Source organism: Thermus altitudinis, from assembly GCF_022760835.1.
Lineage (GTDB): Bacteria > Deinococcota > Deinococci > Deinococcales > Thermaceae > Thermus > Thermus altitudinis.
In genome coordinates this window covers 22974-36759 of sequence record NZ_JAKTNQ010000014.1, presented here as the reverse complement: position 1 = coordinate 36759, position 13786 = coordinate 22974, and the positions used below count along the sequence as shown (strand labels likewise).

Genomic DNA, 13786 nt, shown 5'->3' with positions numbered 1-13786 from the left:
GTGCGACCATTATATCCGGCGGGGCTTGCCAAGAAGGTATCCTTGACCCAAGGGGAAACCCAGACCTCTCAGATACGCCAGCACCGCATCGTTTTCTATCCCCTCGGCCACCGCCTGTAGGCTTAGGGCCTGGGCCAGGGCCAGGACCGCCGCTATAAGGCGGGCCGTGGGGCTTTGGGGGTCGGGAGGGTTTCCCAGCCGCTGAGTGAAGGCCTGACCCAGCTTCAGCCCGTCTACAGGAAGCTCCGCTAGCCGTTCTAGGCTGGAGTAGCCCGAGCCAAAGTCGTCCAGGAAGATACCCACCCCCAGTTCCCTGAGGGCCTGGAGGGCCCGGGTGGCATCCCGCCCCCGCTCGTCGGGGATCAGGGAGTTTTCGGTGATCTCCAGGGCCAGGTTTTCGGGTGGACAGGCGGTTTCCTCCAGGATCTCCGCTACCTGGTAGGAGTAGGAGGGGTTCAAAAGCTCCTGGGGGCTTACGTTCACATGCACCGTAAGGCCGTGGAGGGGTTGCTCCTGGCAGGCACGGCGCAGGACCCAGCGGCCTAGTTCCGGCATAAGGCGGTGATGTTCGGCAATGGGGATGAGCTCGGAAGGAGGGGCGTGCTGCCAGCGCAAGAGGGCCTCGAGGGCCACCTCTTTTCCGCTGTGCAGATCCACGATGGGTTGATAGACCAGCCAAAGCCCTTTACCCTGCTCCAGGTCCTTTCTTAAGGCCTCGATTAGGTGGGTTTCCCGTCGCAGGGCTTCTTGCAGATGGGGTTCAAAGAAGGCTAAGCGGTCCTTTCCTTCCCCCTTGGCCCGGTATAGGGCCAGGTCCGCGCGAGCAAGAAGTTCCCCGGGTGAGAGTCCCTCTTCCCCCAGGGCGATACCCAGGGAGGTGGAAAGGCGGTAGACCCGCTCCCCCACGGGGCAGGGCATGCGGGCTACCTGCAAAAGCCTTTCCGCCACGGCAATAACCTCCCCCGAACCCTTGATGCCGCTGAGGAGCACCAAGAACTCATCCCCCCCTTGCCGGGCCACCAGGTCCCGAGGACGGAGGGCGGCCCGGAAGCGGGCGGCCATCACCCTCAGCACCTCGTCCCCGGTGGCATGCCCATCCAGGTCGTTCACCAACTTGAGCCCATCCAGGTCCAGGTACAGGACGGCGATGTTCTGGGCCTCCTTGCGCAGGGCCTGGGCCAGCTTCTCTAGGAAGAAAAGGCGGTTGGGGAGGCCCGTTAGGGGGTCGTGGTAGGCCAGGTGCTGGATTCGCCCCTCCAGCTCCATGCGGCGCAGGAGCAGACCCAGCTGGCTGGCGAAGGCCTGGGCCACTTCCAGGTCAAAAGGGGAAAAGGCGTCTTCTCGCTCAAAGTTATCCAGGTACAAGAAGGCCTTGCGTTCCCCGGCCAGGTACACGGGGACGGAGAGGATGGCCTGGATCTCCCGCACCCTGCCCGCTTCCTCCAGTATCTTGCGCCTTTTTTCATCCAGCCGGGCATTGAAGCGCTCCAGGTCCCGCCAGGTGAAAACTTGGGCTTCCCGGTGGCCGGTAAGGGAAAGGGGTTCCTCCGGGCGCAGGCATACTTGCCGCAGGGCATTCAGGTGGTACCCTTTGGCGGCCACGAAATGGTAGCAGCCGTCCTCCTTGAGCACGGTGACGCTTCCCGCCTGGGCGGCGGGGAGGGTTTCCAGGGCGGCGTCGAGGATCAGCCCAAAGATAGACTCGGAAAGCCCCTCGGCCATAAGGGTTTCGTAAACCTGCAGGAGGTTTTTGCGAAACAGGCTCCAGCGGGCCTCCCGGATTTCCGCTTCCTTCCGGTCCGTTACGTCCAACCCCAGGGCCAAGACCTCCAGTACCTCCTCTCCCGGTCCCGGTACCGCCAGCAGGGTCCACTCCACCACCCGGCCATCTTGGGAAAGGTGGGCGTGGGGGCGGTTCGGGGCCTTCAGGGCTTCGGCCACAGGGAGGGAGGGCCCTTGGGGAAAGGCCCTTTGCAAGGCAGGGTTGGCGTAAAGGAGGCGGCCTTCCTTGTCCAACCGGGCCAGGTAGAAGGGGGAAGACTCCAGCAGGGTTTCCAGCCAACGGTCCCTTTCCCAAAGCTCCAGGATCCGGGCCAGGGCCTCGGCCACCGTGCGCAAGGAAGCTTCCTCCTCCGGGGTGAAGACCCTATCCCGCTGGCAGTCGTCCACCCCCAAAAACCCCCAAAGCTTTCCCTCTACCCAGATGGGTACCACCAGGAGGCTTTGGATATCCTGGGCCTCCAAAAGGGGCCGCTCCTCCTTGGGGAAGGAGGCCACAGGTCCCGCCACAGCCCGGCCTTCCAGGAAAAGGTCCAACCAGCGGCCATAGCCCGCTTCCCGCATGGGAAGGTTTTGCAGTAGAGGGTTTTGCAGCTGGGGGGTGGTGCCCGATTCCGCCCACTCCGCAAGCTGGCTGGTGTACCAGGTGCCCTGGCGCTCCTCGAGGCGGAAGAGGTAGGCCCGGTGGACCTTTAGGACCCGGCCCGTTCGTTCCAGGGATTGGGGCAGGCCCTCGAGGCCCAGGCGCAAGAGGGGAAGAAGCGCTTGGGAAAGGTCTGGACTCCAGATGGCGTCCATGGTTAGGTCTGGTCCAGTATACTCCCTAACGGGGAGGCTTCAAGCAAACAGGACCAATCCCCGGGCCTTGGCCTCGTACATGCGGGTGTCGGCGGCGGAAAGGAGGGCGTCCGGGGTATGGCCGTCTTCCGGGTAGCTGGCCACCCCGATGTTCACCCCCAGGCAGAGCCCGTCAAAGCAAAGGCCCCGGATGGCTTTGGCGTAACGAAGGACGGCGCTTACGGCACCCCCTTTGGGGGTATGGGGAAAGATGGCCGCGAACTCATCCCCGCCCCAGCGGAAAAGGCGGTCCCCGTTGCGCCTTTCCCCTTCCAGGGCCTCAGCTACCTTGATAAGGGCCAGGTCCCCCACGGCATGCCCAAGCCGGTCGTTTACCGCCTTGAACCCTGTTAGGTCTAAGACAGCGAGGGAAAGGGGATGGCCGTAGCGCTCGGCCCGTTTGAGCTCTTCCTGGAGGAAGCGCTCAAAAGCCCGGCGGTTGCCCAGGCCCGTAAGGGGGTCGGTGAGGGCGGCTTCCTCCAGGAGCTTGCGGGTGCGGCTTTCGTGGAGCAGGGTGGCCAGGGGGGCGGCGAAAAAGTGGGCAGCCTCCAAAGAGTCTTCGCCGAAGGCCTGGGGATCGTGGAGGTTATCCAGGTTCAAATAGGCCAAGACCTCCCCTTTGTAGGGGATCGGCAGGCACAGGTTGGCCTGGATCTCCTGGACCCGGCCAGCGGTGTCCATAATCTCCGGCGGGGCGGTTTCGTGGCTGATGGCGGCAATGGGCTCGTGTTCTAGACTAAGGATGCGGGGCTCCCCCTTTTGGGCCTTCTCGGGGCCCAGGCGGTACCAAAGGAGCTGCTCCTCCTGGCTGAAGGCCACGGTTCTCAGGCCCTCCAAGCGGTATCCGAAAGCCGCCTTGTAATGGTAGGCCCCGTTTTCCCAGACCAAGAGGCTTCCAGCCTCTGCCCCTGGGACCTGGCGGATCGCCTCCAGCAGGATACGCCCGTAAAGCTCTTCCAGGGGCTTCTCTAAAAGCTCTAGGAAGAGCCGGTTCACCCCTTCATGGCGGGCCTTTTCCGCAAGGCGCTCTAGCCCAAGGCCCAAGGTGCGGCTGGCCAGGAGGAGGAGCTCCACCTCAGCCCTTCGCCATAAGCGCGCTTCCTTTTGCCCTACCACCATCACCCGACGGCTCCGAGGGGCCTTGGGGGAGGGAATGGGCAAGGCGGCCAGGGTGTGCCAGCCAAGGGCCTTAAGGGGGGGTATGGCCTGGGCCTCCTCGGCATAGCGGGCGGTAAAGAGCGGGCTTTGCCCACGGTATACCTCCCAGGCCAGACCCTGCCCGTAGGGGAGGCCCTTTCTTAGAACCTCTAGGAGGGTGGGTTCCTCTACACCCCGGTAAGCCAGGGCCACCATGCGCTCGCCCTGCACCTCCCAAAGGGTACCGGCCTCCAGGTGGAGGGCCTCCAGGAGGAGGGCCAAGGCTTTTTCCGCCGCTTCCCTCAGGATGGTAGCGCTTTGCAGGCGTAGGGAGAGCTCGGCCAGAAGCCTTCGTTCCTCCAGGTCGGCAAGCCGGTCCAACTGGAGGCTTACCGCCTGGGCAAAGCGGGTAAGCCCCTCCACTTCCTCCGGGGTGAAGGGGGCAGGGCGCTCCAGGTTGAGGATGGCCACCACCTCGCCCCGCTGCCAAAGGGGCAGGGCCAGTTCCGAGAGGACGTTTAAGCCGGGGGCGGGGATGTAACCGGGCTCCTGGCGCACGTCGGGCACGTGAACCGGCTGGGCTTCCTGTAGGGCGCGGCCCAGGACTCCGCTGGCCGGGACCTCCTCAAGGGCCAAGGGGGGGATGCTGGAAAGAAGGCGGAAGCCGCGCTCTACGGGTACCCAGACCCCCACGTGCCCACCTTCGCCCAAGGCGGCCAGGCGCTCGGGGAGGGAGGCGAGGAGGATTTCCCGGTTTGCCGCCTGGGGCAGGGCCTCGAGGGCCTCGGTAAGGAGCCTTTGGCCCTTAGCTAGAGCCTTGGCCCGGCGGTGGGCCCTTCTCAGGCTTTCCCCAATGCTGTGGGCAAGCCAGGCGGAAAGGAGGAGAAGGGCCAGGGCCATGATGTTGAAGCCGGGAAAGAGGAGGAGAACCCCAGCCGAGAAGAGGGCCGCCAGCAATCCCCAAGCGAGCCCGTGGAGGCTGGCGGTGGCGGCGGTGAAGATCATGAACCAGGGGAGGATGTAGGGATCGGAGTAGCCCAAAAACCCTGCCAATAGGCCTATGAGAAGGGAGCCTAGGGCGAGGGCGGGGTAGGGCAAAACCATGTTTGGCCTATCCTAATCGGGCCACCCCTCCTTTGCCTAGGGGGTGGGGGTGAGGGCGAGGTAGCCCAAGGCCCGCCCAGCGGCCTTTCTCCCTGAGCGCACCACCTCGGGGAGGCCCACCCCTTCCAGGTAGTTCCCCGCCAGAAAGAGCCCCGGGGCTTTAAGGAGGGCCAGGTCTAGCCTTTCCATGCGCTCCAGGTGGCCTACCCGGTAGGCGGGCATGCCCTCGGGGAAGCGGAAGGCAAAGGTGCGCTCTGGCCTTACCTCCTGGCCCAGGAAGCGGCGGAGGTCCTCCAGGGCCACCTTGGCCAGCTCGCCTTCCGAGAGCCGGGCCACCTCCCCGGAGAAGTAGGCCCGCACCAAGGACCAGCCCTCGGGGGCCCTTCCCGGCCACTTCCCGTGGGTCCAGGTGAAGCCCCTTGCCCGGTACCCTTCCCCCTGGGCGATGAGGAGCCCGTGCCCCTCCACGGGCAAGGCCTCGGAAAAGGCCAGGCTCACGGTGGCCGCAGGGGTGTGGGGAATACCCTTGAGAAGCGCGGTGGCCTCGGGAAGAAAGGGCCTTAAAAGCTGGGCGGCCACCGGGGCAGGGGTGGCCAGAATCACCGCCTCCGCTTCCCAGGTGCCCCTAGGGGTATGGAGGCGGTAGCGGCTCCCCAGGGGCTCCAGGGCCAGGACAGGGGTACCCAGGAGGGTCTTCTCTACCACCTCCTCCTTTAGCCTCTGGGTCAGGGCGGAAAGCCCCTCCTGGAAGGAGAAGAAGAGGCTTCCCCCCTCGCGGCTTCCCCGGGCCTTTTGGGTGCGCATGGCCCCCAGGATGAGGCTGCGGTGCCTTCTTTCCAGCTCCAGAAGCTGGGGGAAAGCGGCCTTCAGGGAAAGCTCGTCCGGCTCCCCCCCGTAGATGCCCCCCGCCAAGGGGGCCACCAGGGCGGCAAAGACCTCGGGACCCAGCCTTCTCTCCACAAACTCCCTGAGGCTCTCGTCTTCCTTGCTCCCCCGGGGGAGGAAGAGATCGTAGAGGGCCCTAAGCTTCCCGGAAAAGGAGAGGAGGGAGGTGCGGGCTAGGCCCTTGAGGTTGCCGGGGACGATTTGCAGAAGCCCCTCGGGGAGGGGATGGGCCTTTCCCCGGCGCAGGATGTAGGCCGCAGGCTTGGCAGGAAGGGTGCCGATGGGGGTTAGGCCGAAGCGTTCCCCCAGTTCCAGCACCTCCTTTTTGTAGCGCACGCTGGCATCGGGGCCCCCTTCCACCAAAAACCCTTCCCCCTTGTGGGTGCGCACCTTCCCTCCCAGGCGGAGGCTGGCCTCAAAGAGCCGGAAGTCCACCCCGGCCTCCTTCACGGCCAAGGCGGCGGAAAGCCCCGCCCATCCTCCCCCTACCACAGCTACTTGAGCCACGCCGCCTCCACCAGGTCCTTGAGCACCTGGATATAGTCCAAGTCGGCGTTGAGGCTCCGGGCCCTGAGGAGCCTTAGGCCCACCTCCTGGGCGGTGGCTTGGGCCTCGAGGTCCAGGTCGTAGTAGACCTCCAGATGGTCGGCGGGGAAGCCCACCGCCTGCACCACCACCTCTTCAAAGCCCTCTTCCCTTAGGGCCCTCAGGTGCTCGTTGATGTCGGGGCCCAGCCAAGGTTCGGGGGTCCGCCCCGCCGACTGGTAGGCCACGCTATACCGGGGGAGGGCCAGCCTTTTGGCGATGAGCTCCGCCGTCCTTTCCACTTGGCGCGGGTAGGGGTCGCCCCGTTCCACGGCGGCGAGGGGGATGGAATGGGCGGTGAAGACGTAGGCCGCCTTCCTGGGCTCCCGTAGCCTCCAGATGGCCTCCTCCAGCCTTCTGGCATAGGCGGCGATGAGGCCGGGGTGGGCCTCGTAGCTTTGCACCCAGACCACCTCTATGGGCTCAGGGAGGGCCTTGAGGGCCTGGTCCACCTTTTCCTGGTACTCGGCCACGCTTCTCAGGGAGTAGTGGGGAGCGGCCACGATGGCCACCGCCCGCCGCACCCCATCCTCGTGCATGGCGGCCAAGGCCTCTCCGATGGAAGGGTGCCAGTGCTTGGTGCCCACGTAGACCCGGGCGGGGCCCTGGGGGGTACGGGGGCCAAAGGGGCCGAGAAGGCGCTTGGGATAGACGGGGGCCTCGAGGTTCAAAAGCGCCTGGAGCCTTATGGCCTGCACCAGGGTGATCTCGTTCAGGGGGCTCTTGCCAATGGCGGCGTAACGTTCTTCCAGTTCCTTGATGAGCTCTTCCGAGGGGCGCCTTCCCCGGCGGATGTCGGTGTAATAGGGCTCAATCTCTTCCGGGGTATAGGGGGTGCCGTAGGCCATGAGGAGTACGTTCATGCTTCCGCCTCCTTTAGGAGTTCTACCACGTAGCGCACGTGGTCCACGGGGGTCTGGGGCAGAATGCCGTGGCCCAGGTTGAAGATATGCCCTGCTCTGCCGGCGTTTTCCTCCAGGATGCGCCTCACCTCCCGCCGGATCACTTCCTTAGGGGCGAAGAGGACCACGGGGTCCAGGTTACCCTGGACGGGGGTTTCCCCCAAGACCTCCCGGGCCCAGGGAAGGGGGGTGTGGTGGTCCAGGCCGAGCACATCCCCGCCCGCTTCCCGCATGTCCTCCAGTAGGCCCATGGTCCCCACCCCGAAATGGATCACCGGCACCCCTAGGGGCTTTAGCTCCTGGAAGAGCCGTTCCATGTGGGGCTTCACGTACCGGCGGTAGTCCGAAGGGGAAAGGGCCCCTACCCAGGAGTCAAAGACCTGGAGGAGGTCGGCCCCCGCCTCCACCTGGGCCTTCAGGTACCTGGCCATGGCCTCGGTGAGCTTTGCCAGGAGGCGGTGCCAGAGGGCCTCTTCCCGGTACATGAAGGTCTTCACCTCCCGGAAGTGGCGGCTGGGCCCGCCTTCTATGAGGTAGCTGGCCAAGGTGAAGGGCGCCCCGGCGAAACCGATTAGGGGAACCCTCAGGTCCTTTTTTAGAATACGGATGGTGTCCAGCACAAAGGGCACGGCCTCTTCCGGTTCCAAGGGCCTTAAGGCCTCCACCCCCCTTTCGTTGCGGATGGGGTTAGGGATCACCGGGCCCTTGCCCTCCACCAGGTCCAGCTCCACCCCCATGCCGTAGAGGGGGGTGGTGATGTCGGCGAAGAGGATGGCGGCGTCCACCCCCAGCTGCCGCACGGGCAAGAGGGTGACCTCAGCGCAGACCTCGGGGTTTTGCACGATCTCCGGGAGGGAGTAGCGCTTGCGGATCTCCTGGTATTCCTTTTGGTAACGGCCCGCCTGGCGCATGAACCACACGGGGGGCCTAGGGGTGGGCTCCCCGCGAGCGGCCTTGAGGATGAGGTCGTTCACGCCCTCCATGCTAGCATGGGGCATGCGCCTTCTTTTTTCCCGCAACCCCTTGTGGGGGCTTTTCCTTCTGGCCCTGGGCCTTCTGGCCTTTGCTCAAGAGGATCCGGTGGTGGCCCAGGTGGGGTCCGAAAGCCTCACGAGAAGCCAGTTTGAGCTACGCTTTGGCCTCTTCGCCAAAGGCGCCCTTCGCCAACTGGGCCTTCCCGACAACCAGGACACCCGGGCCCTTCTGGCCCAGTACCGGGCCCCTTACTTGGAGGCCTTGGCGGAGGAACGGGCTCTTCTGCAGGTGGCCCGGAAAAGGGGGTTTTGGCCAAAGGAGGAAGCGGTGGCCAAGAAGGTCTGGGAACTCTCCGAGGCCTTTCCTTCCCAGGAGGCCCTGCTCCAGGCGCTTTTGCAAGCCGGGATACCCGACCTGGATGCCTACCGCCTCTTGCTTTCTGAGGCCATGGCCCTCGAGGCCCTGGAGGCCCATTACCGGCAAGCCCTAAGGGTGTCTCCCGCCGCCCTAAAGGCCCTTTGGCTCCTTTCCCCGGAGTACCGCCACCCCACCCTTTACTGCGCCCGGCACATTTTGGTGCCTACCCTGGAGGCAGCCAAGGAAGTGTTCGCCCGCCTGGCGAAGGGGGAGGCCTTTGCCCAGGTGGCCCAGGAGGTTTCCCAGGACCCGGGCTCCAAGGAGGCGGGTGGGGACCTGGGATGCGAGCCGAAAGGCACCTATATTCCCGCCTTTGAAAAGGCCCTTCTCGGCCTCAAGCCGGGGGAGGTTTCCCCTCCCGTGGGTACGGAGTTCGGCTTCCACGTGATCCTTTTGGAAAAGACGGTGCCGCCTGGACGCTACCCCTTGGAGGAGGTGGCGGAGGAGATCGCCCAGGGGGTGAAGGACCTGGCATGGGAACGGCTGGCCAAGGCTTTGATCCGCCCTTATCCCATCACCCTTTTCCCCGAGCGTCTATAGGACCAGGAGAAGGGATTCATCCCCACGGGGGGCCTTGGCCAGGACCAGGGCCTCCCCAGGGGCATAGATGCCGCTTTGCCCCTCAAAGCTTAGGCCCAGGATTGTTCCGTTCAGCATGGGGTTAAGGAGGAGCCTTAGGTTCTCGCGGTCCCTTAGCCGTTCCCTGGCGGAGGCGAGCCACACCTCGCCCTCTTTCCTGGACCTATCCCAAGGCCAAGGCCTTTCCCAGGGGGCGGGGTTGGCGGAGGGTTGCAGGAGGATTTCCGCCCCCAGGGCATCCAGGCGGGCCAGGTGATTTTCAAAAAATCCGTCCAGACAGATTAGGACTCCCACCCGGCCCGCTTGGGTTTGGACCAGGTGGGGCCCGAAGCTTCCGCGCCTAAGCCAGCGCTCCGGGGGGGTAAGCTCCATCTTAGGCACCTGGGCCAGAAGGCGGCCATGGGGATTGAAGAAGAGGGCCAGGTTCTGGAAGAAAGGGCTCCTGGCGAAGCGCCCTCGGGCCAGCTCCTCCTCGTAAGGCGGGGAAAGGAGGGTGCCGGAGAGGAGGTAGGTACCGAAGGCCCTGGCGGCCTCGGCCATGGTCCGGTGAAAGACCTCGTAGGCCTTCCGCGCCCGTTTCCAGGGGGATAGGGGAGAGCGGAGGAGCTCCCGGGGGTGGAAATCCCCTCCCAGGTGGAGGAGCAGGGGAAGCCCGAAAAGCTCGGGGAAGGCGGACAGGCGGGGGGAGGGGGTGCCCTGTAAGGGCCTTAAGAGGGAAAAGACCCGTTTGCGAAAGGCTTCTTCCGTGCGGTAGTGCTCCGGCCTGGTTTCCGCTTGGATGGCCAGGAGGGTGCGGAAGGGCACCCCTTTAGTCTAATGTCCCTGGACCAGGTTCTGGCCCAGGATGAAAACCCCCATGACCACCAGGAAAAGGGCGAAGCCCCGCCTCAGGCTCTCCTGGGGCAGGCGCACGGCAAGCCGCCCACCCCAAAAACTCCCCAGGGTGCCCACGGCGATGAAGAGAAGGGCCACGGGGTAGTCCACCCCTAGGCCGTACTGGGGCAGGAGGTGCAGGTACTTGTAGAAGCCGGTGAAGGATTTAAGGGCGATGATGAGAAGGCTTGTGCCCACCGCCAGGTGCATGGGAAGCCCCCCCAGGAGGACCAAGGCGGGGACGATGAGAAACCCTCCCCCCACGCCTACAAATCCGGTAAGGGCTCCCACGGCTAGGCCATCCAGGACCACCTTCCAGGCTTTGCGGGAGGCCCTTTTGGCCGAGGATAAGGGGGTGGGCCGGGCCATGGAGTAGGCGGCTAGGAGCATCACCATGGCGAAGGTGAGAAGCTGCACCTCCCCGGAGACGAAGCGGGAAAGCCAGGCTCCCAGGTAGGTGCCCGCCATGCCCGGAAGGCCAAAGAAGAGCACGTTGCGCCAATCCACAAGACCCCTGAGGGCGTAGGGGATCGCCCCCAAAAGGGCGATCCCCCCCACGATGAGGAGGCTTTCGGCGATGGCCTGTTTGGGAGGTTCGCCCAGGAGGTAGACCAAGACGGGCACCGTGAGGATGGACCCCCCCGAACCCAAAAGACCCAAGGAAAGCCCTATGAGAAGGGCTCCGATCAGGGCGAGGATCATCGCTCCACCGGGAGGCCTGCTCCCATCCAGGCGTAGGTGCCGCCCTCGAGGTTGAACACCTTGTCCCCCGGGAAGCCCTGACCTACCAGGAAGTCCGCCGCCACCCCCGAGCGGTTGCCGGAGTTGCAGACCAGGAGGATGGGCCGGTCCTGGGGAAGCTCGGCCAGGCGTTGCGGCAGGGAGGAGAGGGGAATGTTGATGGCCCCGGGCACATGCCCTTCCGCGTACTCCCAAGGCTCCCGGACATCCACCACCAGGGCCTCCTGCAAGAGTTTTTCCGCCTCATGGGGGCCTACTTCCTGGTAGGGGGTGGCGGCGTAGCCCACCTCCACCGGGGTGGTGTCCACGGGAAGGCCTGAGCGGTACCAGTGAACAATCCCCCCTTCTAAGTTGTAGATGTTCCCGTAACCTTGGGCGGAAAGCCAGGCGGCCGCTTGCCAAGAGCGGTTTCCCGTGCGGCAGTAGAGGACCACAGGCCGGTCCTTGGGGATCTCCCCATAGCGGGCCATGAACTCGGAAAGGGGGAGGAGGCCCGCCCCCGGGATCCGGGCCTGGGCGTACTCCTCCACCTCCCGCACGTCTATGAAGGGCACACCTTGGTCGTAAAGCTCTTTGGCATCTTCTGGGCTTAGGTCCTTGACTTGCGCTTCGTACATGGTTGGCCTCCCCTAGATGCCCTGGGGAACCGGGGTATGGCCCCAGCTCCCCAGCGGGCTACTCACGCTTGGACCAGCTCTTCCCCCTTCACCACCGGGAAGCCCGCCTCCTGCCAGGCCTTGATCCCCCCGGTGAGGTTGAGGGCGTTCTTAAAGCCATGGGACAAGAGGGCGCTGATGGCGGTGCTGGAGCGGTCCCCGCCCACACAGTGAACGATGAGGGGCTTGTCCTGGGGAAGCTTGTCCAGGTGGGCCAGGACGCGGCCCGCGTGGATGTTCATGGCCCCGGGGATGTGCCCGGCCAGGTACTCGTCCCGGCCCCGCACGTCCAGGATCACCGCCTCGCCCTTTTGCCAGAAGGCATGGGCCTCCTTGGCGGTAATCTGGGGCACGGTTTCCAGTTCCCCGTCGGCGTAGCCCTCGAGGCCCGGTATGTACCCCACCACCTCGTCCAGGCCGATGCGGATCAGGGCCCGGGTCAGGGCCTCCACCTCGGAAGGGTGGGCCAGGAGGATGAGGGGCCGCTCATAGGGCAGAAGCCACCCCGCCCAGGTGGAGAAGTTCTTGCCCGCAGGGATGTTGATGGCCCCCCGGAGGTGCCCGCCCGCAAAGGCGAACTTGTCCCGGGTGTCCACCAGAATAGCCCCCTCTGCCAGGTAGCGCTCAAACTGCGCCTTGGTGAGGCGGCCCGGGTGAGGGATGCCCCCCAGGATGGGCATGCCATCCCGGTTGAGCCGCTTCATCTCCTTGAAGTAGGTGGGGGCCTCCGGCTGGCCTTCCAGCAGAGCCTTGACAAAGCCTTCCTCGTCGTTTCGGTCCAGGTACCCCGCCCACCAGGCGTACCGCCTTTCGTAGCCCACGGTGGTGGCGGGAAGGGCCCCCAGGGCCTTGCCGCAGGCGGAACCCGCCCCGTGCCCGGGCCAGACCTGGACGTGGTCGGGAAGGGTCAGGAACTTCTCCTTGAGGCTTTGGAACATGCGCTTGGCCCCGGGCAAAGCGGTGCCCTTGATGCCTGCGGCTTCCTCTAGAAGGTCCGGCCGGCCAATGTCCCCCACAAAGACGAAGTCCCCGGTGAGGAAAAGGAGAGGCTCATCGGTGACGGCCCCATCGGCCACCAGGAAGGAGATGTGCTCCGGGGTGTGGCCAGGGGTGTGCACGGCCTTGACCCGAATATTCCCCACCTTAAACTCGTCCCCATCCTTGAGGAGGACGTAGCTGAAGCCCTCCAACCCCTGGTACTTCCAGTTCTCATCCACCTCGTCGGAAAGGTAGAGGGTGGCTCCCGTGGCCTTGGCCAGTTCCCTGGCCCCCGAGAGGTAGTCGGCGTGGATGTGGGTCTCGGCCACGGCCACGATGCGCATGCCGAAGCTCTGGGCCATCTCCAGGTAGGTGTCAATGTCCCGCTTGGGGTCCACCACCAAGGCCTCCCCCGTGGCGGCGCAACCGAGGAAGTAGCTCATCTGGGCTAGACCTTCTTCGTAGACTTGGCGGAAAACCATGCTTCACCTCCAGATAGGGACATCTGCCCCCACGGTCCGCAGTATACCCATGTGGGGTATATGGGTCAAGCGGGGGGATGGAGATAATGGGCACATTCTCCTGGCGTCCCTTCTTTGCTATAGTGGTGAAAGGATGTACCCCGATAGGGGTATCCGGGAGGATACGATGGCGCTACTGGGACCCAAGGAACAGGAGATTGTACGCGAGCGGCTTGCCAACCTAGAGCGGGACGTGGAGCTGGTGCTTTTCACCGATACCTCCACCCTGATCGCCCCGGGGAAGGAGCCCTGCCTCTACTGCAAGGAGACCAAGCAGCTTCTGGAGGAACTGGCGGGTCTCTCCCCTAGGCTGCACCTGGTGGTCTACGACCTGGCCACCCCGGAGGGGAAGGAGAAGGCCAAGGAATACCGGGTGGAGGCTCCCCCTACCCTGATCCTGCGGGAGAAGGGTTCAGAGGCCATCAACCTGCGCTACCGGGGGATTCCGGCAGGGTATGAGTTCGCCAGCCTCCTCGAGGACATTGAGATGCTGGGCCGCGATGGCCACGGCCTGCCGGAGAACGTGGTCCAGGAGCTTAACAACCTCCCCGAGGAAGTGGTGCTCCAGGTCTTCGTCACCCCCACCTGCCCCTACTGCCCCCAGGCGGTGCGCACCGCCCACCGCATGGCCTACGCTTCCCCCAAGGTGTGGGGCGAGATGATCGAGGCCAACGAGTTCCCCGAGCTCTCCAGCCGCTACCACATCCACGGCGTTCCCGACACCATCGTGAACCACGGCAAGGAAAGGGTTCTTGGGGCCCAGCCCCTTTCCCAGTTCCTGCAGGCCATCCGCAAGGCGGTGGGGGTGAGCGCCTAG

The 13786-nt window shown here is 65.0% G+C and carries 11 protein-coding genes; 2 read left to right on the top strand and 9 right to left on the bottom strand.

Features of this window, described 5'->3' with window-relative positions:
- Positions 1 to 9 precede the first annotated feature (9 nt).
- From L0D16_RS06625 to hemE, 5 genes are read right to left on the bottom strand one after another with little or no spacing between them, the layout of a single operon-like run.
- The gene (locus L0D16_RS06625) at positions 10 to 2577 is read right to left on the bottom strand and encodes a bifunctional diguanylate cyclase/phosphodiesterase (RefSeq protein WP_243030757.1); all 2568 of its coding nucleotides are present in this window, start codon (positions 2575 to 2577) and stop codon (positions 10 to 12) included.
- Between the two features lie 39 nt (positions 2578 to 2616).
- Positions 2617 to 4857, bottom strand: a complete 2241-nt coding sequence (locus L0D16_RS06620; RefSeq protein ID WP_243030756.1) for a diguanylate cyclase — start codon at positions 4855 to 4857, stop codon at positions 2617 to 2619.
- A gap of 36 nt (positions 4858 to 4893) precedes the next feature.
- Complete coding sequence (gene hemG / locus L0D16_RS06615) at positions 4894 to 6249, bottom strand: protoporphyrinogen oxidase (protein ID WP_243030755.1); 1356 nt, start codon at positions 6247 to 6249, stop codon at positions 4894 to 4896.
- A complete protein-coding gene (gene hemH / locus L0D16_RS06610) occupies positions 6237 to 7190 on the bottom strand; it encodes a ferrochelatase (RefSeq protein ID WP_243030754.1) in 954 nt (317 codons plus the stop codon). Before hemH ends, hemG begins: the two co-directional genes overlap by 13 nt.
- Positions 7187 to 8212, bottom strand: coding sequence for a uroporphyrinogen decarboxylase (gene hemE, locus L0D16_RS06605; protein WP_243030783.1), 1026 nt, complete (start codon positions 8210 to 8212; stop codon positions 7187 to 7189). Before hemE ends, hemH begins: the two co-directional genes overlap by 4 nt.
- A gap of 13 nt (positions 8213 to 8225) precedes the next feature.
- Here hemE and L0D16_RS06600 point away from each other — a divergent pair, with 13 nt between their 5' ends.
- Positions 8226 to 9161, top strand: coding sequence for a peptidylprolyl isomerase (locus L0D16_RS06600; protein WP_243030753.1), 936 nt, complete (start codon positions 8226 to 8228; stop codon positions 9159 to 9161).
- Here L0D16_RS06600 and L0D16_RS06595 read toward each other — a convergent pair.
- The 4 genes from L0D16_RS06595 to L0D16_RS06580 form a co-directional block, all read right to left on the bottom strand.
- Positions 9156 to 10004, bottom strand: coding sequence for a carbon-nitrogen hydrolase family protein (locus L0D16_RS06595; RefSeq protein ID WP_243030752.1), 849 nt, complete (start codon positions 10002 to 10004; stop codon positions 9156 to 9158). The genes L0D16_RS06600 and L0D16_RS06595 overlap by 6 nt on opposite strands.
- A gap of 9 nt (positions 10005 to 10013) precedes the next feature.
- Positions 10014 to 10775 (bottom strand): sulfite exporter TauE/SafE family protein, encoded by a 762-nt coding sequence (locus L0D16_RS06590; RefSeq protein WP_243030751.1) that lies wholly within the window; start codon positions 10773 to 10775, stop codon positions 10014 to 10016.
- Positions 10772 to 11431, bottom strand: a complete 660-nt coding sequence (locus L0D16_RS06585) for a rhodanese-like domain-containing protein (RefSeq protein WP_243030750.1) — start codon at positions 11429 to 11431, stop codon at positions 10772 to 10774. Before L0D16_RS06585 ends, L0D16_RS06590 begins: the two co-directional genes overlap by 4 nt.
- Positions 11432 to 11493: 62 nt before the next feature.
- Positions 11494 to 12930, bottom strand: a complete 1437-nt coding sequence (locus tag L0D16_RS06580; RefSeq protein ID WP_243030749.1) for an MBL fold metallo-hydrolase — start codon at positions 12928 to 12930, stop codon at positions 11494 to 11496.
- A 166-nt stretch (positions 12931 to 13096) separates the two neighbouring features.
- On the opposite strand from L0D16_RS06580, the gene pdo reads away from it, so the two are divergent.
- The gene (gene pdo / locus L0D16_RS06575) at positions 13097 to 13786 is read left to right on the top strand and encodes a protein disulfide oxidoreductase (protein ID WP_243030748.1); all 690 of its coding nucleotides are present in this window, start codon (positions 13097 to 13099) and stop codon (positions 13784 to 13786) included.

Coding starts and splice junctions, on each gene's coding strand:
- L0D16_RS06625 (WP_243030757.1), bottom strand. CDS start 2,577: ATGGACGCCATCTGGAGTCCAGACCTTTCCCAAGCGCTTCTTCCCCTC.
- L0D16_RS06620 (WP_243030756.1), bottom strand. CDS start 4,857: ATGGTTTTGCCCTACCCCGCCCTCGCCCTAGGCTCCCTTCTCATAGGC.
- hemH (WP_243030754.1), bottom strand. CDS start 7,190: ATGAACGTACTCCTCATGGCCTACGGCACCCCCTATACCCCGGAAGAG.
- hemE (WP_243030783.1), bottom strand. CDS start 8,212: ATGGAGGGCGTGAACGACCTCATCCTCAAGGCCGCTCGCGGGGAGCCC.
- L0D16_RS06600 (WP_243030753.1), top strand. CDS start 8,226: ATGCGCCTTCTTTTTTCCCGCAACCCCTTGTGGGGGCTTTTCCTTCTG.
- L0D16_RS06590 (WP_243030751.1), bottom strand. CDS start 10,775: ATGATCCTCGCCCTGATCGGAGCCCTTCTCATAGGGCTTTCCTTGGGT.
- L0D16_RS06585 (WP_243030750.1), bottom strand. CDS start 11,431: ATGTACGAAGCGCAAGTCAAGGACCTAAGCCCAGAAGATGCCAAAGAG.
- L0D16_RS06580 (WP_243030749.1), bottom strand. CDS start 12,930: ATGGTTTTCCGCCAAGTCTACGAAGAAGGTCTAGCCCAGATGAGCTAC.
- pdo (WP_243030748.1), top strand. CDS start 13,097: ATGGCGCTACTGGGACCCAAGGAACAGGAGATTGTACGCGAGCGGCTT.